This window comes from Myroides sp. WP-1, assembly GCF_014145635.1.
In the GTDB taxonomy this organism is placed as follows: domain Bacteria; phylum Bacteroidota; class Bacteroidia; order Flavobacteriales; family Flavobacteriaceae; genus Flavobacterium.
This window is the reverse complement of sequence record NZ_JACHTC010000010.1, coordinates 93,704-117,330: the sequence shown is the minus strand read 5'-3', so window position 1 is coordinate 117,330 and position 23,627 is coordinate 93,704. Positions and strand designations below refer to the sequence as shown.

The 23,627-nt window shown below is 35.7% G+C and carries 19 protein-coding genes; 7 read left to right on the top strand and 12 right to left on the bottom strand.

Annotated elements, in window-relative coordinates; translation table 11 throughout:
• Nucleotides 1-76 precede the first annotated feature (76 nt).
• The 7 genes from H4K33_RS10720 (at nt 77) to H4K33_RS10690 (ending at nt 10,118) form a co-directional block, all read left to right on the top strand.
• Nucleotides 77-892, top strand: coding sequence for a 2,3,4,5-tetrahydropyridine-2,6-dicarboxylate N-succinyltransferase (locus tag H4K33_RS10720; protein ID WP_182648756.1), 816 nt, complete (start codon nt 77-79; stop codon nt 890-892).
• Between the two features lie 80 nt (nt 893-972).
• Nucleotides 973-2,844, top strand: coding sequence for an LTA synthase family protein (locus H4K33_RS10715; protein WP_182648754.1), 1,872 nt, complete (start codon nt 973-975; stop codon nt 2,842-2,844).
• Between the two features lie 61 nt (nt 2,845-2,905).
• Nucleotides 2,906-3,655: a glycosyltransferase family 2 protein gene (locus H4K33_RS10710; protein ID WP_182648752.1), complete on the top strand. Its 750-nt coding sequence runs from the start codon at nt 2,906-2,908 to the stop codon at nt 3,653-3,655.
• Between the two features lie 36 nt (nt 3,656-3,691).
• Complete coding sequence (locus H4K33_RS10705; RefSeq protein ID WP_182648750.1) at nt 3,692-4,456, top strand: glycosyltransferase family 2 protein; 765 nt, start codon at nt 3,692-3,694, stop codon at nt 4,454-4,456.
• Nucleotides 4,457-4,511: 55 nt separating this feature from the next.
• A complete protein-coding gene (locus tag H4K33_RS10700; protein ID WP_182648748.1) occupies nt 4,512-5,996 on the top strand; it encodes a right-handed parallel beta-helix repeat-containing protein in 1,485 nt (494 codons plus the stop codon).
• 67 nt (nt 5,997-6,063) lie between these two features.
• The gene (gene purL / locus H4K33_RS10695; protein WP_182648746.1) at nt 6,064-9,732 is read left to right on the top strand and encodes a phosphoribosylformylglycinamidine synthase; all 3,669 of its coding nucleotides are present in this window, start codon (nt 6,064-6,066) and stop codon (nt 9,730-9,732) included.
• Between the two features lie 161 nt (nt 9,733-9,893).
• A complete protein-coding gene (locus H4K33_RS10690; RefSeq protein WP_182648744.1) occupies nt 9,894-10,118 on the top strand; it encodes a hypothetical protein in 225 nt (74 codons plus the stop codon).
• A 34-nt stretch (nt 10,119-10,152) separates the two neighbouring features.
• Here H4K33_RS10690 and H4K33_RS10685 read toward each other — a convergent pair whose 3' ends face one another.
• From H4K33_RS10685 to H4K33_RS10630, 12 genes are all read right to left on the bottom strand, one after another.
• Nucleotides 10,153-10,473: a rhodanese-like domain-containing protein gene (locus H4K33_RS10685; RefSeq protein ID WP_182648742.1), complete on the bottom strand. Its 321-nt coding sequence runs from the start codon at nt 10,471-10,473 to the stop codon at nt 10,153-10,155.
• Nucleotides 10,474-10,548: 75 nt separating this feature from the next.
• Nucleotides 10,549-11,565 (bottom strand): hypothetical protein, encoded by a 1,017-nt coding sequence (locus H4K33_RS10680; protein ID WP_182648740.1) that lies wholly within the window; start codon nt 11,563-11,565, stop codon nt 10,549-10,551.
• Nucleotides 11,566-11,569: 4 nt separating this feature from the next.
• The gene (locus H4K33_RS10675) at nt 11,570-12,205 is read right to left on the bottom strand and encodes a hypothetical protein (RefSeq protein WP_182648738.1); all 636 of its coding nucleotides are present in this window, start codon (nt 12,203-12,205) and stop codon (nt 11,570-11,572) included.
• A gap of 7 nt (nt 12,206-12,212) precedes the next feature.
• Nucleotides 12,213-12,629 (bottom strand): hypothetical protein, encoded by a 417-nt coding sequence (locus H4K33_RS10670; protein ID WP_182648736.1) that lies wholly within the window; start codon nt 12,627-12,629, stop codon nt 12,213-12,215.
• Between the two features lie 232 nt (nt 12,630-12,861).
• Nucleotides 12,862-13,482 (bottom strand): hypothetical protein, encoded by a 621-nt coding sequence (locus tag H4K33_RS10665; protein ID WP_182648734.1) that lies wholly within the window; start codon nt 13,480-13,482, stop codon nt 12,862-12,864.
• A 238-nt stretch (nt 13,483-13,720) separates the two neighbouring features.
• On the bottom strand, nt 13,721-13,972 hold the full coding sequence (locus tag H4K33_RS10660; protein ID WP_182648732.1) for a hypothetical protein: 252 nt from the start codon (nt 13,970-13,972) through the stop codon (nt 13,721-13,723).
• A 325-nt stretch (nt 13,973-14,297) separates the two neighbouring features.
• Entirely contained in the window at nt 14,298-14,852 is a 555-nt protein-coding gene (locus tag H4K33_RS10655) for a hypothetical protein (RefSeq protein ID WP_182648730.1), read from the bottom strand.
• On the bottom strand, nt 14,849-15,562 hold the full coding sequence (locus H4K33_RS10650) for a hypothetical protein (RefSeq protein ID WP_182648728.1): 714 nt from the start codon (nt 15,560-15,562) through the stop codon (nt 14,849-14,851). The genes H4K33_RS10655 and H4K33_RS10650 overlap by 4 nt, the downstream gene beginning before the upstream one ends.
• A 1,002-nt stretch (nt 15,563-16,564) precedes the next feature.
• Complete coding sequence (locus H4K33_RS10645) at nt 16,565-17,035, bottom strand: hypothetical protein (protein WP_182648726.1); 471 nt, start codon at nt 17,033-17,035, stop codon at nt 16,565-16,567.
• A gap of 2 nt (nt 17,036-17,037) precedes the next feature.
• Nucleotides 17,038-17,712, bottom strand: coding sequence for a hypothetical protein (locus H4K33_RS16565; RefSeq protein ID WP_370576677.1), 675 nt, complete (start codon nt 17,710-17,712; stop codon nt 17,038-17,040).
• Between the two features lie 369 nt (nt 17,713-18,081).
• Nucleotides 18,082-18,798 (bottom strand): hypothetical protein, encoded by a 717-nt coding sequence (locus H4K33_RS10635; RefSeq protein ID WP_220485314.1) that lies wholly within the window; start codon nt 18,796-18,798, stop codon nt 18,082-18,084.
• A 297-nt stretch (nt 18,799-19,095) separates the two neighbouring features.
• Nucleotides 19,096-23,514, bottom strand: a complete 4,419-nt coding sequence (locus H4K33_RS10630) for a translocation/assembly module TamB domain-containing protein (RefSeq protein WP_220485313.1) — start codon at nt 23,512-23,514, stop codon at nt 19,096-19,098.
• Nucleotides 23,515-23,627: the final 113 nt, after the last annotated feature.

Below are 23,627 nucleotides of genomic sequence, written 5' to 3'. Positions count from 1 at the left end.
CGATGATAGAGCGGAATATACCGCAACGGAAGAAGCCGTTTATTCAAAAGTAATTTTAATTTTCAACAAATTAAAGATGAATCATCTACAACAAATTATCGAACAAGCATGGGCAGATCGTTCTTTGCTACAAAATCAAGATACACAAGACGCTATTCGCGAAGTAGTCGAGGCTATTGACCAAGGCAAGTTACGCGTTGCAGAGCCTGTAGCTACAGGATGGCAAGTCAATGAGTGGGTAAAGAAAGCCGTAGTGTTATACTTTCCTATTCAAAAAATGGAAACCTTTGAGGTGGGTATATTTGAATATCACGACAAGATGCCTTTAAAGAAAAATTACGCAGCAAAAGGCATTCGCGTTGTTCCCAATGCGGTTGCTCGTCATGGTGCCTATATTTCATCAGGAGTAATTTTAATGCCTTCTTATGTTAATATTGGTGCATATGTCGATGAAGGTACGATGGTGGATACATGGGCAACGGTTGGTTCCTGCGCTCAAATAGGCAAACATGTACATTTATCAGGAGGTGTAGGTATTGGTGGCGTTTTAGAGCCGTTACAAGCAGCTCCCGTTATTATCGAGGATCATGCCTTTATTGGTTCACGTTGTATTGTTGTAGAAGGAGTTCGCGTAGGCAAAGAAGCAGTTTTAGGCGCGAATGTTGTTCTGACAGCGTCTACAAAAATCATTGACGTCACAGGCGATCAACCCGTTGAAATCAAAGGATATGTTCCAGAGCGCTCTGTCGTTATTCCAGGTTCATATACTAAAAAATTTCCCGCAGGAGACTATCAAGTACCTTGTGCTTTGATTATCGGAAAACGCAAACCCTCAACAGATTTAAAAACCTCTTTAAACGACGCTTTACGAGAGTACAATGTTGCGGTCTAACTGATCGACAACCCCAACATAGAATTACCACAGTACCTCTTGGACTGTGGTAATTTAGCTTTAAAAGACACGATTATTTTATGAATAAGCTATTTTCCAAAAACGCAAAAATTTTCACCTTGCGTTTTTTACTCATTTTCGCCTTTTATCAATTGGTTCGATTTGGATTTTACTGGTATAATGGACATCTGTTAGATCCAATGAACATTTCTGTTCTTGTAGGAGGAATTCGCTTTGATTTAGCAGCCTTGGGTTTTATCAACCTTCTCTTTGTTCTTTTACACCTATGGCCAGGTAAATTTCAAACGAAAAAAGGATATCAAACGTTTTTATTCTATAGCTTTTACTTGGTCAACGTATTCATTCTTTGTTTAAATTTCGTCGACTTTGAATACTTTAGATTTATTGGCAGACGAAGTTCATATGCTTTCATTACCGCATCAGGTATGGAAAATGAATTGCCAGGATTGCTGAAAAACTTTATCGTTGATTACTGGTGGATTCCCTTATTCATGTTGGGATCTTTTGTTTTCTTTTGGCTTATTTACCGCAAAATTGATTACAAAATATACGATTCTCGTTTTAACTTTCCACAAGTTATCGTTGCCATACTCCTAACAGGTGTTTTTCTTGTGTTGGGACGTGGTGGGTTACAACCTAAACCCATTCGATTAGTTGATGCAGCAGCTTACGGCGGTTTAAAAAATACGGCTTTAGTGCTCAACACTCCTTTTTCTGTTTTAAAGACTATTGGCAAAAAGGAAACACTACCCGATTATAACTTCTATAGTGAGGAGGAACTAGTTCGCATCTTCGATCCTGTACAAACCTTTCGCTATGACTCACTCAACAAGAAAAATGTAGTATTGCTGATTGTAGAAAGTTTTGGTAGAGAAAATATGCATAGAGGGTTGACCCCTTTTATGGATTCTTTAGCTGAGAATAGCTACTTTTTTGAACATGGATTTGCCAACGGAAAGGTTTCTATTGATGCGGTTCCTTCATCTATTTCCAGCATTCCCAGCTTAATGGACCGAACGTTTATTACCTCGAGCTATGCGTTGAACGACGTTTATCCACTTCCAAAAATACTCAATGACAATGGATACCACACCGCTTTCTTTCACGGTGCATTCAATGGCAGTCAAAACTTTGATCAATATGCCAATGTCGCAGGTTTTAAGGAATATTACGGTAAAAATGAATACGAAGGGCCAGAAGCTTTTGATGGTTCATGGGGAATCTTTGATGAAGAATTCCTGCAGTTTTTCGCCAAAAAACTAGATCAATTCTCAACGCCATTCTTCACAACGTTGTTTACCATTTCTTCCCACAACCCTTATACCATTCCTGAAAAACACAAAGGAAAGTTCCCTAAAGGAACGGCTGATATACACGAGTCTATTGCCTATGCAGATTATGCACTGCGCCAGTTTTTCGAAACAGCAAAGACCAAATCGTGGTACAACAATACTATTTTTATTGTCGTTGCCGATCACACCTCTTCAGAACCTCAGGAAGAACAATGGAAAACCAATGTTGGAAAATTCAGAATTCCCATTCTCTTTTTTGCACCTGGAGATCCCTCCTTGCCTGTCACTAAAAATGAACGCAACTTTCAACAAATAGACATTTTACCTAGTTTAATGGACTATTTGCAAATCAATACACAAGTTGTTTCTTTCGGTAAATCTTATCGATCTACCCAAGATTTTGCAATTAGTTACCTCAATACCATTTACAATTACGAAGAAGGAGATTATTATCTTGCCTTTGATGGGACAAAGAGTTTAGGCCTTTACAACTGGAAAAAGGATCCAGAATTAAAAGACAACATATTGACTAAAGAACCTGAAAAAGTGAAAGAAATGGAAAGATTTTTAAAAGCTTATATCCAAACATTTAATTCACGTGTAAAAAACAATCAATTAGTAGTAAAGAAGAATCTATAATTTTTAGCATCTTTACAACAGATTTTAACCGATTTAAAAGACCCTTTTAAAACAATATACCATGGCAATCAGTGGACTCGTAATTACATTTAATGAAGAAAAGAATATTGGGAAATGTATTGATGCTTTATTTCAATACTGTGATGAAGTGATCATCATTGACTCCAATAGCAAAGACAATACAGTCGAAATTGCAAAGAGCAAAGGAGCACAAGTATATCTTCAAGCTTTTTTAGGCGATGGACCCCAACGTTCACACGGTTTGCAATACTGCAAAAACGATTGGATTATGAATTTAGATGCAGATGAATTCCTTGATACAGATGCCTTGGCATTCATCAAACAAAAATCTTACGAGAATAGTCCTTATGATGGATTTAAATTTAGAGTAAAAAACTTTTTAGGAGATAAGCTCATTAATTTCTCTGGTTGGTATCCCGATTCTAAAGTTCGTTTTTTCAATAAAAAAACAGCACATCCTTCGGCAGATATTACCCATCAGTATATCGTAACAACCCATGAAAAAAGTGTTAATGTACACATCTTACATTATGGCTGGCAAAATTACAAACAAGTGATTGACAAAAAGAATCAATATTCCACTTGGGCCGCACATCAACTCTTTGAAAAGGGAAAAAAAGTATCTTCATTTAAGCCTGTTCTCAATGGTTTAGTTGCCTTTATAAGATGTTATTTTTTTAAGAAAGGAGTGTTAAATGGAATTGATGGCTTAGCTTTTGCAATAATTCAGTCGTTCTTTTCGTTCATGAAATATGTAAAGTTAATTCGATTACATAAATCTGCGAAGTAGAAAATTCTTATAAATTAAATTGCTTTACTCCTATTTATGAAAAAAACGATCACTCTTTTAATTCCTACAAAGAACGAAGAGTCTAATATTAGAGACTGCATTTTATCTGCTAAACACATTGTAGACGATATATACATCGTCGATTCGTTTAGTACAGATAGAACCGTTGATCTTGCCCAAGAGTTAGGGGCACATGTTTTATCGCGTCAGTTTGACAACTATTCAGATCAGAAGAATTGGGCTATAGAACAAGTACCGAGTGACTGGATTCTCCTGTTAGATGCAGATGAAAAGCTAACACCTGAATTGGCTGATGAAATTACCATGCTACTTAAGCAAAACACGCTGAATCAATACGATGCCTATTGGGTATACCGAAAAAACTTTTTTTTCAACCGTGAAATTAAATATTCAGGGTATCAAAAAGACAAGGTTATTCGCTTATTTAAAAAGGATTCATCTCGATACGCCAATCGCGTACACGAGTGTTTACACGTCGATGGACCTGTTGGTTATTTGGCGGCAAGATTGCATCACAATACGTATCGTGGATTTGATTTTCACCTTGCTAAACTCAGTCGATATGCTAGTCTTCAAGCCGAAGATTACGACCAAAAAACGGGAAAACTAACAGGGTTTCACTTTATTATCAAACCGGGAATGCGTTTCTTTAAGCACTATGTTATCAAACAGGGATTTAGAGATGGAATACCCGGATTAATACTCTCGTCACTCAATGCCTATGCCACTTTTTTGCGCTATGTAAAACTTTGGATGTTGAGAAACAAAATCGAAAACTAGTTAAGAAACAGACGGTTATTGTTATTTTTCTTACTTTTACATCTAAACGCATCTTATGAACACACTACGGATCTTATTTTTATTTTTTATCCTACTCAGTTTGGGTAGCTGCCGAACGGATATGGACTTTGACCCCGTGTCTCATCCCTTGCGTTTTTCTGCCGATACGGTTTACTTAGATCCTGTTTTTTCAGAAACAGCATCGAGTTCCTATTTGGTAAAAATCTACAATTCGAGTAATAAAAACATCAAAATTCCACAACTAAGTTTAGGAAAAGGCGAACAGTCTTATTTCAATTTGTTAATTGAAGGAGTGTCAGGAAAGAGGTTTACCAATGTAGAATTATTAGCAAAAGACAGCTTGTATGTATTCGTTCATACCTTGGGAAAAGCAGATCCTTTAAATAAAGATTTTATCTACAGCGATCAAATTCAAATACAGGGGCATTCCCAGCCCCAACACATTGAATTGGTTACTTTAATCAAAGATGCCTATTTTCTGCACCCTGGTAAAGTGGAGAAACAAGTTTTACACCGTGTACAGTTAGAGGATCAGACCATTATTGAAGGTTTCTATTTAGGAGATCCAGATGTTCACGCTAAAAACACGTTAAGGTTAGACAACCAAAAGCCTTATGTGGTGTATGGTTACGCAATGATTCCTGAAAACCAGACCCTCTATCTCGAGGCAGGTATCCAAATGTACTTTCATGAAAATTCGGGTATTATTGGACTTAAGGGAAGTGCTATACAAGCGGCAGGAACCTTAGAGAATCCCATTGTTTTATCACATGATCGCCTAGAAGAAGCTTATGCTTATACCGCTGGGCAATGGTCTGGTGTCCGTATGCAAAACCCAAGATCAAGTACATTGAACCACGTTGTGATTGAAAATGCAAAAATTGGTTTATACCTTGAAAATGCGAGCCATTTCACCTTGCGTAACATCCAATTATTCAATCATTCCTATACTGCATTAGAAGCGGTAAACTCAACCATTGTTGGTCAAAATATCGTGGCAGCCAATACGCAAAATGCAACTGTCGTTTTGCGCAATGGAGGTAACTATCTCTTTCAACATTGTACCTTTAGCAATGCAGGATTCCGACCAGATCAAACAGCGCTACGCATCGAAAACAACACCGGAAATCCTTTCGATCGTCTTCTTGTTCAAAATAGTCTTTTGCACAGTGCTATTGCGCAAAGCTTTGTTCTTGCTGTGGACTATCCCGTCAATATTCGCTTTGAATCTACCGCATTAAAAGATACAAGTAAGAGAAATTTAAGTGCATCCGTTTACGACTACAGCAATCAAATGTTGTACTCCAATACCATTCTCCTCGATACTCCCGCGTTGGGAACCATTGATTTTCAAGATCCGAAAAAAAATCAATTTTACTATTCGAGCCTAATGGCGCACTTAATTGACAAAGGAGATCACACAATTGCACGTGACATTCCAATAGATCTAAGCGGAAAAACGCGAACAAATGCACCCGATTTAGGGGCTTATCAGCATATTGAAACTACGAAAGAATAATTTTTTAATTGTCTTTTTTTAGTATATTTTTGCATCTTACAACAACAACTAAAATAATCTTATCGCAATGATTTATTTCTTCGAAAACCCTTCGAAAAAGTTCTACGCTGTTCAGGTGGAGAACGCTTTATCTATTGAAGATATTCAAAAACTAAATTGGCTTTTTGGCAATGCTACGCACCTCGATCAAGAAGTAATCAACAACAAATTTATTGGTCCGCGTGCAACGATGATTACACCTTGGAGCACCAATGCAGTTGAGATTACACAAAATATGGGCATTAGTGGAATTGTTCGTATTGAAGAATTTTTCGAAGCAAACCAACAAGAATTCGACCCGATGTTGTCTCAAGTATTTGAAACGTTGAATCAAGATATCTTCGCGATTCACATTCAACCTGAGCCTATCATCTACATCGAGGATATTGCGAAATACAACCAACAAGAAGGTCTTGCACTTAACGAGGAAGAAATTACTTACTTGGAAGAATTAGCTCAGAAAATAGGACGAAAACTAACAGATTCAGAGGTATTTGGTTTTTCACAAGTAAACTCAGAACACTGTCGTCACAAGATATTCAACGGAACATTTGTAATAGACGGAGAAGAAAAACCGACTTCTCTATTCAAATTGATCAAGAAAACATCAGAAACAAATCCAAATGACATTGTTTCTGCCTATAAAGATAACGTTGCGTTTGTAAAAGGACCACGTGTAACACAATTCGCCCCTTTATCAGCGGATAAACCAGACTTTTACGCGGAGAAAGAATTTGATTCTGTTATCTCATTAAAAGCAGAAACACACAACTTCCCTACTACGGTAGAGCCATTTAACGGAGCTGCAACGGGTTCGGGAGGAGAGATTCGCGACCGTTTAGCAGGAGGACAAGGATCTTTACCTCTAGCGGGAACGGCGATTTACATGACTTCTTACTCGCGTTTAGAAGAGAATCGTCCTTGGGAAAAAGCAATGGACGAAAGAGCTTGGTTATACCAAACGCCAATTGATATTTTAATCAAAGCTTCAAATGGAGCTTCTGATTTTGGAAATAAATTCGGACAACCGTTGATTACGGGATCGATCTTAACATTCGAACACGAAGAAGACGCTCGCAAGCTTGGTTTTGACAAGGTTATTATGCAAGCGGGTGGAATTGGATATGGAAAATTAGATCAAGCGAAAAAGCACAAGCCAGAACAAGGAGATCAAGTTGTGATCTTGGGTGGTGAAAACTATCGTATTGGTATGGGAGGAGCTGCGGTTTCTTCTGCAAACACGGGTGCTTTTGGATCAGGTATTGAGTTAAATGCCATCCAACGTTCAAATCCTGAGATGCAAAAACGTGCGGCTAATGCGATTCGCGGTTTAGTTGAGGCAGACCACAACCCTATTGTATCGATTCACGATCACGGAGCAGGTGGACACTTAAACTGTTTATCAGAATTAGTAGAAGAAACAGGTGGGCACATCAATTTAGATCAGCTTCCTGTTGGAGATCCAACACTTTCTGCTAAAGAAACGATCGGAAACGAATCACAAGAGAGAATGGGATTAGTTATTGGTAAAAAAGACATGGATACCTTAGAGCGCATTGCAGAAAGAGAGCGTGCACCGATGTATGCGGTTGGTGAGATTACTAATGATCACCGTTTTACGATTGAATCAGCTAAAACAGGTGCAAAACCGATGGATTTTGCTATCGAAGAAATGTTTGGAAGTTCTCCAAAAACAATCATGGCAGATCAAACGATTGCGCGTATTTATGCAGATTTAGATTATTCTGTTGAAAAAGTAAACGATTATTTAAACCAAGTATTACAACTAGAGGCAGTAGCTTCTAAAGATTGGTTAACCAATAAAGTAGACCGTTGTGTTGGAGGTCGCGTAGCGAAACAACAATGTACAGGTCCATTGCAATTGCCTTTAAACAACTTAGGGGCTATGGCATTAGATTACAAAGGAAAAGAAGGAATTGCAACTACAGTAGGACACGCTCCTGTTGTAGCACTAGTTAATCCGACTGCAGGAAGTAGAAATGCAATTGCAGAAGCTTTGTCTAATATCGTATGGGCGCCATTAAAAGACCAAATGAAAGGGATTTCCTTATCGGCAAACTGGATGTGGGCATGTAACAACCCAGGAGAAGATGCTCGTTTATACGAAGCGGTACAAGCATGTTCTGATTTCGCTATCGAATTGGGAATCAACATTCCAACTGGAAAAGATTCACTTTCTATGAAGCAAAAATACCCGAATGACGAGGTAATTGCTCCAGGAACAGTAATCATTTCTGCAGCGGCAAACTGTACAGATATTACAAAAATTGTTGAACCTACTTTAAAGAAAAGTGCAGGTTCTATCTACTATATTCGCTTATCACAAGATAGCTTCAAATTAGGTGGTTCATCCTTTGCTCAGATTTTAAATAAAGTTGGACAAGACGTTCCTACAATTCAAGATGCAGCTTACTTCAAAAAGGCATTTAATGCAGTACAAGCATTGGTAGAAAACAATCAAATTGCTGCAGGTCATGATATTGGAAGTGGAGGTTTAATCACTACGCTTTTAGAGATGACATTTGCTGATGTAAACTTAGGAGCGCGTTATGATTTAACGGCTTTAAATGAAAAAGACACGGTAAAAGTTCTTTTCAATGAAAACATTGGTTTAGTGATTCAAGCGCAAAACGACGATACTTTTGAAAAGGCATTAAGCGCTGCAGGTGTTGAAGCTACTAAGATTGGTACTGTTCTTACAGAAGAAACAGTATCTTTCCAAAACGGAAGCGATCACTTTAGCTACAGTGTTCCAGCGATTCGCGATACATGGTACAAAACCTCGTATTTATTGGATCAGAAACAAACAAAAAACAACAAAGCGACCGATCGCTTTAACAATTATAAAAAGCAACCGCTACAATTTGCATTCCCTGCACAATTTGACGGAAAAAAACCAGCTATTGATGCGTCTAAACCACGTCCAAAAGCAGCGATTATCCGCGAAAAGGGAAGTAACTCAGAAAGAGAAGTTGCCAACGCCATGTTCTTAGCTGGATTTGACGTAAAAGATGTTCACATGACCGATTTAATTTCTGGTAGAGAAACATTAGAAGACATCCAATTCATTGGTGCTGTTGGAGGTTTCTCAAACTCAGACGTTTTAGGATCGGCAAAAGGATGGGCAGGTGCCTTCATGTACAATGAAAAAGCAAACACTGCGTTGAAGAATTTCTTTGCACGTAAAGACACGTTATCTGTTGGTATTTGTAATGGTTGTCAGTTGTTTATGGAATTGGAGTTGATCAATCCGGAACATGCTGTTCACGGAAAGATGTTGCACAATGATTCTCAAAAACACGAGAGTAATTTTACTTCAGTTACAATCCAAGAGAACAACTCTATTATGTTATCTACTTTAGCTGGTAGTACACTAGGGGTTTGGATTTCACATGGTGAGGGTAAATTCAACTTACCAGAAGAAGAAAATAACTACAATATTGTGGCGAAATACGCGTATGACAGCTATCCAGCAAATCCAAATGGATCGGATTACAATACAGCAATGATGTGTGACAATACAGGACGCCACTTGGTAATGATGCCACACATTGAGCGTTCTTTATTCCAATGGCACTGGGCAAATTACCCAGAAGGACGCAAAGACGAAGTTTCTCCGTGGATGGAAGCTTTTGTTAATGCCCGTCAATGGATTGAAGCAAATAATACAAAATAACAACATATAAAAGCCCTCTTCACAGAGGGCTTTTTTTATATCTGTTAACAGTAATTAGCATGAAATAGCATCTTTTAATCAAAAAAAAGGTGTAGTTTTATAGAAAAGGCTTGAAAATCAAGTCTTCGTTCAACCCTAAACGTGCAAAAAATTGTAGTATTATGAAATTAAGACCTATTCGTACGGAAGAAGATTACCACATGGCTATGATCAAAGTACAACTATTAGAAGGTAGTCCTCAAAATAAAGATACTGTAGATGAACTAGAGGTATTACAAATTCTAATTGAAAAATACGAGCGAGATAATGCTCCTATGGGCATGCCCGATCCAATAGACAGTATCAAGATTTACAATCAATATTTCTCAGACGAAAATGAAGAATAAAAAAAACCAACAGCAAAACTGTTGGTTTTTTCTATTATTTTTCTAACCGGCGAATGAGAGTGCGAACTCCTCCTCCATTATAGACTTTTTGAAAGCCCAACTGTTCTAATACTCTTTTGGCTTGCTGGCTTCGCATACCACTTCTGCAAAAAACAAGTAAAGGCGTTTCTTTTCTATATCGATCACTTTTAGCAACTAATTGATCTAAGGGAATATTAACGGCTTTATTTACACTACCGCTCAAGTATTCTGCTTGTGTACGCACATCAATCAATATTGCTCCTTCTTCAATCAATGTTGTTAACGCAGGTTTTGACTCAGAAGAACCTATTATTTTTTTTAACCACTGAAACATTATGTTCTATTTTAAGCCGAAGATATTTCGATTTATGCATTGCTACAGTAACTTAAGTTACATCCCTGTTATTTTTCAACTTTTAATTTCGAAAAAGGAACCTACCTCTTCATAAAAATCATGTGTCAACGCTACATCGCGAACAAAACTGACAAAGTCCATCTTAAAATCATATCGCGTAAAAGACGTCTGAAGCAAGCATGGACGTAAAACCTCAGCAAAACTCTTTTGCTGATCTATCGTTCCACAATCGTAAATACCTTTTAACAACACGGTATCCACGGCTATAGTGGGTCTACTTTCTGCAAATACTCGATCCATCAATTGCTTTATTTGCGTGCGGTAAATCGCCTGATTTTGGGTATTGTTCAATGTCAAAGCAAACCAAGTACTATAGCTTTGATAAAAATCGCCAAATTTTTTGCTGTGATGCGATATGCGTTTATCAAAAGCCTGTATATCCGATACAATTTTTGAAAAAAGACCGTAGGCAATGGGTTTATCTATATTTACCGTAATAAAATCATTCACGGGTTCAAATGCAATAGCTAAGGTATCGAGTATCTTCTTAATTTTTACCCCTTCTAAGGTTTTTCGTTTTCCTGCAACAGCTTTAAACGTTTGCTGCATAATATCTTCTACATATTCAACCGTATACTCTCTTTTTTCTTTCGAAAAGGTTAGAACAAATTGTTGTTCTAAGGATTTGTTTTTCTTAAACACCTCAGCCAACCATTGGGTTAACACCTCTTTGCTTTGCTCTTGCAATAAAACTGTACTCGCCGTTTGCTTTGCCTTTGGTCTTGTTTTTTTCACCAATTGGGTAGTCGCTACTTTGAGTCCTTTTTGCGTTATTTGCATTAATACTGCTCCCTGATGCACACACAGCATAGCTGTATCACCACAGTCACAGCTCATTTGTTTCACCTGCTGTTCCTCTACATGAATATGCACATCATAGGTGTGTTCCCCTTCATCAACAAAAGCGACAAAATGTCCTTGCTCTTCCTCATCTAATTCTCTAACTTCTACCGTTTTTATCAACGCTTTTTCTTTGGCTGTTAGCTTCTTCAAGAGCTGTTGTATATTCATTTCTTTACTGTTTATCTAAAGCTGTTGTTACTAATTCAATCAGCTCTTCACGGGTCATAAATTGTTTAAAATACGCTTCTAAAGATCCTTCATTGGTAATTTCTCCAAAAAACACTTCGTGATCCGTACCAAAAACCGTTGGGTTATCTATTTGAGGATCATCTAAGCTAATATATAGTTGATCGGGAAATCCGTAGCTATAAAAGAGCTGCACAAAATCACCGTCGCGGGTACCTGTTACTTTTTCAATTTCACTTAGATCTACTACTGTATCATCGTCAAAAAAGCCTTCATACCACTCCTCATAATCAGCTGTTCCCACAGTAAAAGGAGTAAATAACACGGGTTGCCAAAACGTTTGCCCATACCCCTCTTCTGTATTTCGATAATAATGTGCGACAATTTTTTGATATAGTTCTTCTCTATTGGTTTCTACCAAAAGCTGATGTTCAGCTATAAACTCACTCAATCCGCCAATGGGTTCTGTTTGTTCTGCTGTAGCCCAAGGGGTATCTACAGGTCTTTTATACAATACTGTATTAAAAGTTATAGACAACAGATCTTCTGCTATATTATTTCCTTTGACTTGGCTGATATCACCGCCTAATTGACTTATTCGCTCTAGAATTTCTTTTTTCATGCTTCATTTATTTGCTTAACGCAGAAGATAGTGCTTGAACAACTAGTTGTAATTGTCTTGCTAAATCAGCCGTATCTTGATAAACAATCTGATAATCACTTAAACCCGCTAAAGTAGTGGAATGTTCTGCACTTTGTTTACGCAAATATACAACGGGTTTCTTTAAGGCTTTTGCATATCCCGCTTCTATTCCTATTCCAATGCCTTTGTCTGTCGTTTCTGCTAATAAAAAAACACTATTTTCGATATCCTGCATGGCTTGTTGCATCATTTCTCTTTCTTGCTTTATGGAAAAAGTATAGTGCTCCACAAATAACCAAGGTTGGTATTGCTGTGCTAATAAAATGCTTTTTATTGTTTGCAACTCTTGTTCTAAGACTTTTCGCAAAGCGAAACTGCATGAGATATAGACTTGATGGTTCATTGTTTTGGTTTCTTGTAAAGTTGAGGATTTTTGGAGTACACTTCGTTTTTTATACTGTTTTTTTCTTCTTTTCGTTTAGTTCTACTATAGGATTCACGATGAACCGTTTATGGTTTATGGTTTTCATTCTCTTTATATTGAGTAATCTTCCGTTAACCGTGAACAGTAAACTGCTAACTAAAAACAAACCCCAACGATACGTTTGGAAGGTTGAGTGGGTATTTATTTAAAATTAATAAAATTTATTCTTCCTTATTCTAAAACATCTTTGATCAACATCCTTAGGTTCTTTAAAATCAAAATATCCACTATCAAATTTTATCTTTATTTCATTATATCCTTTACTAATTGGTATGGAAGTAGTGGAAGCATCTTCGTATTTAGCATTATAATATAGCCCCTTTTTCTCATACTTAAACAGTAATCGAATACTATCGCTTAATTTCTTTTCATAAGTAAATTCATTTATCCCTTTTTGATCTAAACTACCTAAAAACACATCTTTTTGATTTTCCTTGATAAAAACACATATATTACTATAAACATCTTCATCAATATTTACTATGATTTTTAATTCATCTTTTTTTTGTGGGTGATTAATGATTGAATAGGGTAAACTAAGCCTTTCAATAAAATTACTTATACATAGATATCCTTTATCATTTAAAAAATAATTTCCCTTAACGGTTCCATTACTAACGAAATGAGAATAATCCTGAAGCACAAAAGTTGAATCTTTATTCAATAACAATAATCTATTGCTATTTCTCTCATAATATCTATTATACATCAATTCTTTTTTTGGAGTACAACCATAAAGCAATACAACCATTATTAAGCATATCTTTTTCATTAGTCTAAGTTTTTATAAGGGTAATTCTTTTGCCATTGTCGTTGGTTAAAGTCGAAGCTTTTTTATTAGTGTAACGGTGGTGGGGTGTTTTATTTGGTTTACGGTGGACGGTTTACAGCTTACCGTTTACAGTTTTAATTCTCTTTCTATTGAGTAATCTTCCGTTAACTGTTAACAGATAACTATCAACTAAAAACAAACCCCAACGATCTGATTGGAAGGTTGGGGTGGTGTTTTATTATTTGAATTTCCTTATCAATATACCTATTCTATTAAATAACATAGTTAATATAATTGCGCCAATTAGTATAAATAACCACCAATAAGGGAGAACCCAAAATATATAATATTTTAAAGTATTTAATATATCCTTATACCAAACACCTTCATAGTATTTAACTTTAAAAGCATCATCAGTAATCCCCATTACAAAGGTAAAGATGAGCATAACAAAAATTCCTATGAAAAAATAACAAATCATTTTTTTCATTACTTAGCATTTTTATGTGGGTTTTCATTGCTTTTTTGTAGTCTTAGGCTGTACTTTATGTTTTGAAACACTTCTACCATTGTCGTTGGATATGTCAGGGCCGAGCGTTAAGAAAATGTCTGGTAGACATTTTTAGCGATGGAGCCAGGTGGCGTGGTGGCCAAATAGTGTAACGGTGGTGGGGTGTTTATTTGGTTTACGGTGGACGGTTTACTGTTTACCGTTTTTAATTCTCTTTCTATTAAATAATCTTCCGTTAACTGTTAACAGTAAACTGTCAACTAAAAAACCCCAACGATCCGATTTGGAAGGTTGGGGTTAGTGTTTATTTATCTAAAAATACTGCTACTTTAGTAATTGTTTTTATTTGATTGATATCCAACTCTAAAGAATTTGAATAAACACAATCTTTGAAATCGCTGACATATTTAACATCTAATTCTCCGAAAATTTTATACTTTTTTAAAATAACATGCGTTCCATCGTTCAAAATCATTCTATTTTCTTCAATAACATTACTATAAATTGGTTCTTTACTATATTTAGTATACCACACAATATCATATCCCAAACACTTTGCATAATTCTTATAATCAACATCATCAAAAAAAAGTGGTAAATAAAACATTTGATAATAAAAAGACTCTACTAAACTTTTTAAATTTCCTTTATCTAACAATAATAAATCAAATTTCTCTCCTACTCCTCCCATGATAACTCGATGGGAATCCTTAGGAAATAATGTAATTGTTACATAATAAGGTCCATTATACCTTTCTAAATCTAAAATAACAGTACTATCCTTTGTATTATCAGTTCGGATGTAAGTATTACAACTTATAAAAAACAGTACAAATAAAACACATATTTTTCTCATCATTCTCTATTTTTTTCTACAGCTGGTAAAAATGATCCATTACCTAATTTATTTGCTTCTTTTTGAGATATTTTTCCAGGAGGATATGCCATCAATCCTCCTTTTTCACCCGTTTTCACATTATCATCTAATCCTAATGTATGTCCAAATTCATGTATTTGATTTGTACGATTATCAGAAGTTGTATTCATTATTATATTCGTTTTATTTGAAGTTGCTCCTCCTGCGTGAGAAAAAGTACCATCATCATTCATTTCAATACTAAAAATAGTTGGATCTGTCCTTTGGTTTCCTCTTTCAATACTGTTACCTATATTATGCCCTTCATACATATCTCCATGCGCTGTGATTCTTGATTCTGATGCACTTCCTCCTTCTTTAAAACTTAAATCAAACACAATATTATAACCTTCATACTCTCCTTCACTTACAGATAAGTTTTGTTTATTTAACCATTCATTAGTTCTTGTTTCAATTCTTGTAATATCTTTTTGAGAATAACCACTGACAGTTCCTGTTCTAGTAGTTCTATTTTCCGTTTGTAGATAATAATTTGCCTTTATAGTTATAGTTCTATTTTCCCTATCAATCACGCGCACACCATCTCTCCCATCAGGGTCAATATAATTAATAGGATTATTAAACGTATATACATAAGGGGTATAATTAGGGCATCTATCTGCATGTGGATCCACACTCAAAAATATACTCATCGTCGGATCGTAATAACGCGCACCGTAATAGTAATAACCCGTTTACCTCCTCGTTATTATTTTTTTTGGCCTCGGTGAATCTCCTTCGTCGATTTGTGGATCCAATTCTGCACTACGTGCGGTTCGTTCAACTAAAGCTACTCGCTTTAGTCTCCGAGATCATTAAACTTATACACATTGTCATAGTTACTATTGTTGTGTTCTACCATCAGCTCTCCTCACCAAGTGCACCGAATACCAAAACAGATAAAATCATTAATGAGGTAAACGGTAGGTAACCATAGTAATGCGTTGGTACTCCATTGATGTCTGTAAGGTAAGAAGAACTTCCTAAACAAAGTTCATCGAATACCAAAACAAATATAATCGTTAATGAGATAAATGGTCGCTATGGTATCCTTGCTCTTTATTTTACCTATGCAGTCAAAATAAATACATACAATCTTTTTTTTTCATTTGGCTGTTTTTGTACTTTTCAATTGTAGTCTTTGTCTTCAATGTAAAAAAGTAATCTTTGTAAAACTACATTGTTTATCCTCACTGTCGTAGCCTTCGACTCACTTCGTTCCTCTTTACTACTCCACTAACGATAAACTACTTTTAAATACATTGCTACAACCATTTGTTTTTATAGCAATGGAAACTTACTGCAAAATACTTTTTAAATCAATTGTACGCCTTTAAATTGCAGTCTACGTTGTAATTCTTTGCTATTTATATAAACCATTGCCCAAAACCCAACTACACTTTTTACTACTCCACTGTTGCTTTTTTGTAGGCTATGGCTGTACTTTACCTTTTTGAAACACTTCTACCATTGTCGTTGAATAGTCGATGCCTTTTTTAATAGTGTAACGGTGGTAGGGTGTTTCTTTTTTTCCACTAAACAATCCCCCCCTAAATAACAAAACCCCAACGATCCGATTGGAAGGTTGGGGTTAGTGTTTTATTGTATAAAGAAATAAACGTGCTTTTTAAATCAAATATTCTTTATATATATACTCAATACTTCGCATTACATTCCATTTTAGACACTATTTTTGGACGCATTTTTTTTCCATACTCACCATACCATGCTGCACCAATTACAGGATCAATGCCTATAAAAGTATATCCATAATCATAGTATACAAAATTCTTATAAAATCCTGTTTCATAGAGAACACTTCCTTTATATTCATTAATAAAGATATACTTTCCATTAACTATAGTGTAACTATCTAACAATGCAAAAGCATTATTAACATCTTTATATCTTTTCGTCAATATAAATTTCCCTTTGTCATAAAAATTAATTACATAGTAGTAATCAAACTCTGTAGAACATTGATTTAAACTATCTGTCAAATAATCGTTAATCAAAGGGATAAATATAGAGTCTTTGTCTACAACATATTTTAATTCTTTTTCTTTTAATTGTCCATACGAAATCATTGGAATCAAAAACAAAATGAAATAAACAATATTCCTCATAATTAATGTGTTAACGTTTCTCTTTCTGAACCATACGTACAGTTCCTACAATCAATTCTAAATTCAGTATTTTGGTTTTTATATATTTCAAAAAACCTATTTTTAGCGACTTTATCCGCATCTGATGGCCCTCTCTTAAAAAAATGGGTATGCGTATGTGCATTAAGCTTTGTTGTTTTATCCTTTTGAAAATCATTTCCAAATGAAATACTCCACGATACTTCTGCTGAATACTCCTTAGATGTACCAACGGTATAATATTTTGTTGAGGAATTTTCTAATTCACTAATAGAATATTCAACATCATTTGTTTTAGGATTAGACATAAAATCATAAAATTCAACCGCAGATTTTTTATCGTCAAATTTGTATATGTTATATGTATAGTCATCTCCGTTTTGAGTAGCAATCTTTTTATTCAAATTTTCCTCTTTTATTACACCTTTATTAACTTTTATTGATTCTCCATTAGTATTAGTTACTGTATCAAAATTATCATTTGTTTTTTTAACTAAGTTCAAATCCCCATTTGGTTCAACTTTGTAATCATCATCTCTAATCTCCGCACTCATCCCCGTAGGATCAATCAAATTAACAGGGTTATTGTGTACATAATGGTACGGTGTCCAACCTGGAAAATCTTCCGCTAACGGATCCACACTCAAAAATATACTCATCGTCGGATCGTAATAACGCGCACCGTAATAGTAGTAACCTGTTTACCTCCTCGTTATTATTTTTTTAGGCCTCGGTGAATCTCCTTCGTCGATTTGTGGATCCAATTCTGCACTACGTGCGGTTCGTTTAACTAAAGCTACTCGCTTTAGTCTCCGAAATCATTAAACTTATACACATTATCATAATTACTGTTGTTGTGTTCTACCATTAGCTCTCCTCACGAAGTGCACCGAATACCAGAACAGATAAAATCATTAATGAGGTAAACGGTAGGTAACCATAGTAATGCGTTGGTATTCCATTGATGTCTGTAAGGTAAGAAGAACTTCCTAAACAAAGTTCATCGAATACCCAAACAAATATAATCGTTAATGAGATAAATGGTCGCTATGGTACCACCAAATTCTACCTGAAACAAATGGAGGATCAGGAATAGTTGGGTAAACAGGTACCACTGGATCAATTTCTGGTGTTGGTTCACCAGTTGGTGGTTCTGGTAATACAACAGGAGGTATTGGGCGAGGCGGTAGCTGAATAATGTATTTCATCAATTCACAATAGTTTATTGTTTGTCCCGTTGCTGAGCCCTCTCCTACTTCTAGAGGGAATTTTGCAAAAACATAACTACACGCTACACCATATTGCTCTATACACTCTTCATAAGCCGCAACAAACTCTTCATAACATTCTTCCTGAACTCCTATCTCCATGCAATCACTGCTACCTTCCATATAAGCAACAGCTTTACAAAGTGTCATCCCTGGACTATTAGCAATATCTTCAAGGAGCTTCTCTAAACAGTCATAACGACGGTGTTCTTTAAAAAATTCTACCCAACTATCAAAAGCATCTTGACAACTATCTTTTTCTTTTTTACAATCTGTTCGTTCTAGGATAAACAAAATAAAGCAATCGCTATATCCTTGTTTCCTCAAATTGTCAATTAGCTTCAAACATTTATCTATCCCATCCTCTTTTAATTTGTCTATTACCTTTGTTAAGTCAAACTTGCATTTATCTATATCAAAACATTTTTCTTGTTCTATTTTTTCTACTATTTCACAAGGTTTCTTCCCTGATCTCATCAGCTCTTCTAGTATTTTCGAGCAATCAGTATTTTTTTCTTTATAAAATTTATCTTTTAAATAATACAGAAACTCCGTACACATCTCGTTCATTGATGGATCTTGTGCAAAACTTAAAATAACAAATTATTCAAAACATTTAACATAAAAAATAAAATAACACAACTTATAGGCACAAAAAAACGCGAGACTAAAAAGTCTCGCGTTTTTTATAATTATCGATTATATGTTATCAGTTGAACATCCTAAATAGGATTGGTCGTTTTTTTAAAGGAAAATCTTCACAACAAACCAAACCTATCGCTCTGGCCCAACAGGTGCAGTACCAGTTTTGCGTCTTGTTTCATAAAAGCGAATAAACTCCTGACTATAATCAGAGTCTGGAAGATCTTCTGCTCTATTGTTGGCCGATTCTTTTTCTTCTTTCTTCTTGGCGCGTTTTTCCGCTTGATTCAAGAATTTAGAAAGCAACTCTTTGAACGTATCAAAATCGACCTCATAAGACAATCCTATACCTTGGGTATAGCCAATGCCTTCTCCAATATAGTTAATGTCATTCTCTCTATTAAAGAAACGTGCATTGAGTGTTCCTTCTTCATTGATGCGCAATAAAACCTCAACATCTCCAACAATTACAGACTGTTCCACTCCTCCAACAGGAACCCCAAGTTTTCCATTAACCGAAATGCGATCATTTACCTTAGTTGTAAACGTTACTCCTAAACGACCTTCTGTTTGTGTATACGGATTTCGTTCTCCTTGAGCGTAGTTAAGCCCTACTTTAAATTTATCATCTGCATCAGAAAATAAATCGTCGAAAATACTACTTGCACGTTCAAACAAACTTCCGGCTAAAGCTGACGAAGAGTTGTCTGAAGAGAAGAAAGATCCTGTTGCCAACAATGCCATGGCTTGACGTTCACGTGTATCTCTATCACTCAGTTTATAATCCAATTCAGATTTAACTACCGAACTTACAGTAGGGAAGTTAATGTCAAAATCTACCTCCGGATTACTCAAACTTCCGTTTAAAACGATCGCCACATCCGTTGGCACTTTTCTATTGATAATGGAGTTGTCTATAATCACACTTGGATTCGCCTCTGTATGATAAATTGCTTGTAAATCGAGAATTGCATTCATTGGGTTACCGTCCCATCGAATGGTACCGTATTTTTTAACAACAAACTTTTTGTCGATTAATCCTCCATATTTAAAGTTGTATTCTCCCTCATACGCTTGAAAATCTCCCCACATATTAAATTTCCCCAGCGTATTAATTTCCATCGTAATAAATCCTGCTCCTTTTCCGCGCATGGCATGACCTGATTCGCGGTCGAGAATAATCTCGATTTCTGCTTCTGGTGTTACGTAGAACTCAAAATCTAATTCAATACCACTATTGCGGTATTTATACGGATCGTAATCTCCTCCTGTTAAGCGCAATTTCTTTTCCTGTGGAGACAAGAAGTGAATAAAGTTATTTTCACCCGTACTTTGCGCCTCTTTCAATGGGATCTTTATGGAAGTTCCCTTATTAGAGGTTGCATTAATATTGATGGCTAACATTTCAATAGGTCCGACAATATCTGCTTTTCCGTTGATATAAGCCGTTCCATAGTACAAACTTCCTTCTTCATATTGCGTATCGAGCGCCAAGAGGTTGTTAGAAGAAAGAGATAAATTCATCACCCAATCTTTAAAGATCTTATGTGAGACATTTCCATCTACAACACCTCTAGTTTTATACTTGGTATCCGTTAAGCCTGCTTTGCGCAGAATAAACTGTTTGGTCGTAATATCCAACGGTGTTTCCTGATCGAAAGCATAACTCACTCCCGTGAACTTCGACTTAAATTTGGCATCATTCAAGTACAAGCGTCCATTGACGTCTGGTGTTTTTGGTGTCCCTAAAAACGAAATTTTCCCAAAAGCAGTTCCCGTCATATCACTGGCCACACTACTCAAGAAAGGCGCAATGGTTTGCAGAGGAAAATCAGTTAACCCCGATTCTAAATTAAAGTGCGTCTGTTTATTGATTACATCAATATCTCCATTGAGGTAGAAACGCTCTTTCTCTTCATCATCAATCATGCTCGAATGAACCGTGAACTTCTCTAGATTCTTATCTCCGTCGACTTTGAAAAACATATCCCCTAGATACACTTTATTGATTAACAAAGAGTCAATGACAATATTAGCCTGTGGATGATACACTTCTTTTTGTTGATAGAACTTAACATCACCATCAATTTTTCCGCCAAAAGACAGATTTTCAATATCAGGCGTAATCTTGTTCAAATCTACATTGCCAAAAGATAGATTCAATTGCTTATAGGTTGAATCTCGCATAACTCCACTTAAATTAACCATTTGCTTATTGTGAGAAATAGCGAGAGAATCAATCGTAAAATCCATTAGTTTCTTGTTGAATACCAACTTATTCGCCTTGTCGTTAAATTCGTTGATACTCCATTGAAAGTCTTTAAAAAATACATCTGATTTTTTGAATCCCACCACAGAAAGTTTTTCCTCGTTGATGGTGTGATACAAGTTCAACTCAAATTTATCTTTTAAGTGCTTGCCGCCTTTGAATTCTGAACGTACAAACAACGTATCGTTATGCGTTAAGTTCAGCAAATTAAAATCAGCAATATCATAAAAATTCGTGTGTACACTATCAATAGAAACATAGGTATTGTAAATGGGATTGGAATTATTGACGTTCAACAAGATATTGAAGAATTCCACTCCACTTACGGCAATACTAGGAGAGTCAAAATTAAGTTTAAACAAATTTTCATCACTGTCAATTTCTCCATCGACATGTGTTCTTTCATTTAGCGTTAATTGGGGTAGGAATACTTCGATAAGGCGGTTGTGTACGGTAATATCAAAATCAACATATTGACCTTTTTTTGTTTTATAAGGTGAATAGTTGGTATACAAGCTCCCTAGTGCATTAGTAAACAATAGTTTAGATTCTCCAAACAAAAACTTCCCTTTGATATATCCTTCAATTGCCTCTTTGGAATTAAGCTTTAAAAAACGTTCTCCATCAGGTGTAAAAGTCGATTCAATCGAAAATTCTTCAAACACATAGTGATCTTTACTGTTGTCGTAAACTGCTTTGTTCACTTTGAAAATCCCCTCTAAATCTTCGATATTATTTCCTTTTGCTTTAAACTCAAAATCTCCAGAAAATTTAGATAACGTATCATTAACAAAGCCAAGTGCGTATAAGTCAGCATAATCCACTTGCGCCACAAAGTCGTAATTCTTTTCTTGCGTACTCAAGTCAATTGTTCCATTAAAATCGAGTTTTGCATTGGGATCTGCACTGTGCACAAGACCGTGATAATACGGCATTTTCATCAATCCATCCACCGCTATTTGCGTATATTTATACTTGCCAAATACAAAAGAAAACACATCTCCTTTTACAGAGGTATTCAACGATTTTTGATTGAATCCATGCCCATCAACATACAAGTCAAAAGACGTTAATCCAAACTGTTTATTATTGATAAAATGACCTAAATCAAAGTGATCTAGCTTAATATTACCTTTGTAAGTTGCATGATCTGGATTATCCAACTGTTGAATGGCAATTTTGGCATTTCCTTTTCCGATGGAAGTAATCAATTCAATATCCGTATCTAGGGTTCGTTTAGTCAGCTCTATGGTTCCAACAAGATTAACCAATCCTAATTCATTTAACTCTTCTGGCAAAAATTTACCTAATAGATCTGGCATGAGTGCCGTTAGGTTAAAACGCGTAGTTTGCAAACGCGCTAAGTTGGCACTCATCCAAAAGGGTTTGTGCTCGTCAAAGACATTGCGAAAGGCAAAGTCTCCGATAATTTGAGAGTTGTTCTCGTCAATTAAATTTGCACCTTGAAGCTGAAAATCGTTCATAACTCCTTTCATATACCCTTTGAAGTACACCTCTTTATTCGAAGCAAATTCATGTGCAAAAACGTTGATATCAGATGAATTTAATCTGGCGTTTCTGATTTGAAAATCCCACTTTACCTTATCGACAAAATACTTCATATCACCAGGTTCAAACGCAAGCAAGAGATCTCCTTCAATAGAAGATTGATCCGTTACAAGCAGTAAGTCCTTTAGTCCTATGGTTGTTTTCGTGTGAGAAAAATCTGCCTGTAGCTTTTGAACATTCATGCCCCAGTGATCCATAAAACTAACTTCTTTAATCAACCCGTATATTTCAGGTCCTTTAATCAAGAAATTGTCTACCTGACCTTTTAGTTTTCTAAAATCGACAGCAACCTTACCTTTTGTATTATCATCGGAAATAATCAATTGAGAATCTTTAATAAAGATACGCGAGGCTTTCAGTCTAAACTTTCCCTCTCCTGGTTGACCATCATCAAAGATTTCGATCAACTGATCCAAATTGGTAAGTTCTTCGTTTTCGTATTTGTGAATATTGAGATATAGTCCATTGATGCGCGTTGTTCCCAAATACACTTTTCCTTCTTTTAGTGCATTAAAGTCCGCTAAACGCGTCTGTAAATGATCAATACCGATAAGAATATTGTGATGATTGTCTCTTGCTTCAACTCCTTTGAGGTGAATAATACCGAAAATATCAATCGCTAAACGATCGATATAAAAATCTGTACCCAACTTTTTGTTTATTTTCTCTGTTGCAACTTGGGCCAAAAAACTTTGCACAACAGGTAACATCATTGATCCTATGGCTAGAATCAACAAGCAAAACACCGCCAAAAACAGGCGAAAAACTATTTTTTTAAATTTTTTGATAACTATTAATGTTTTAAATTTGCCCTTGGTAATCTTTT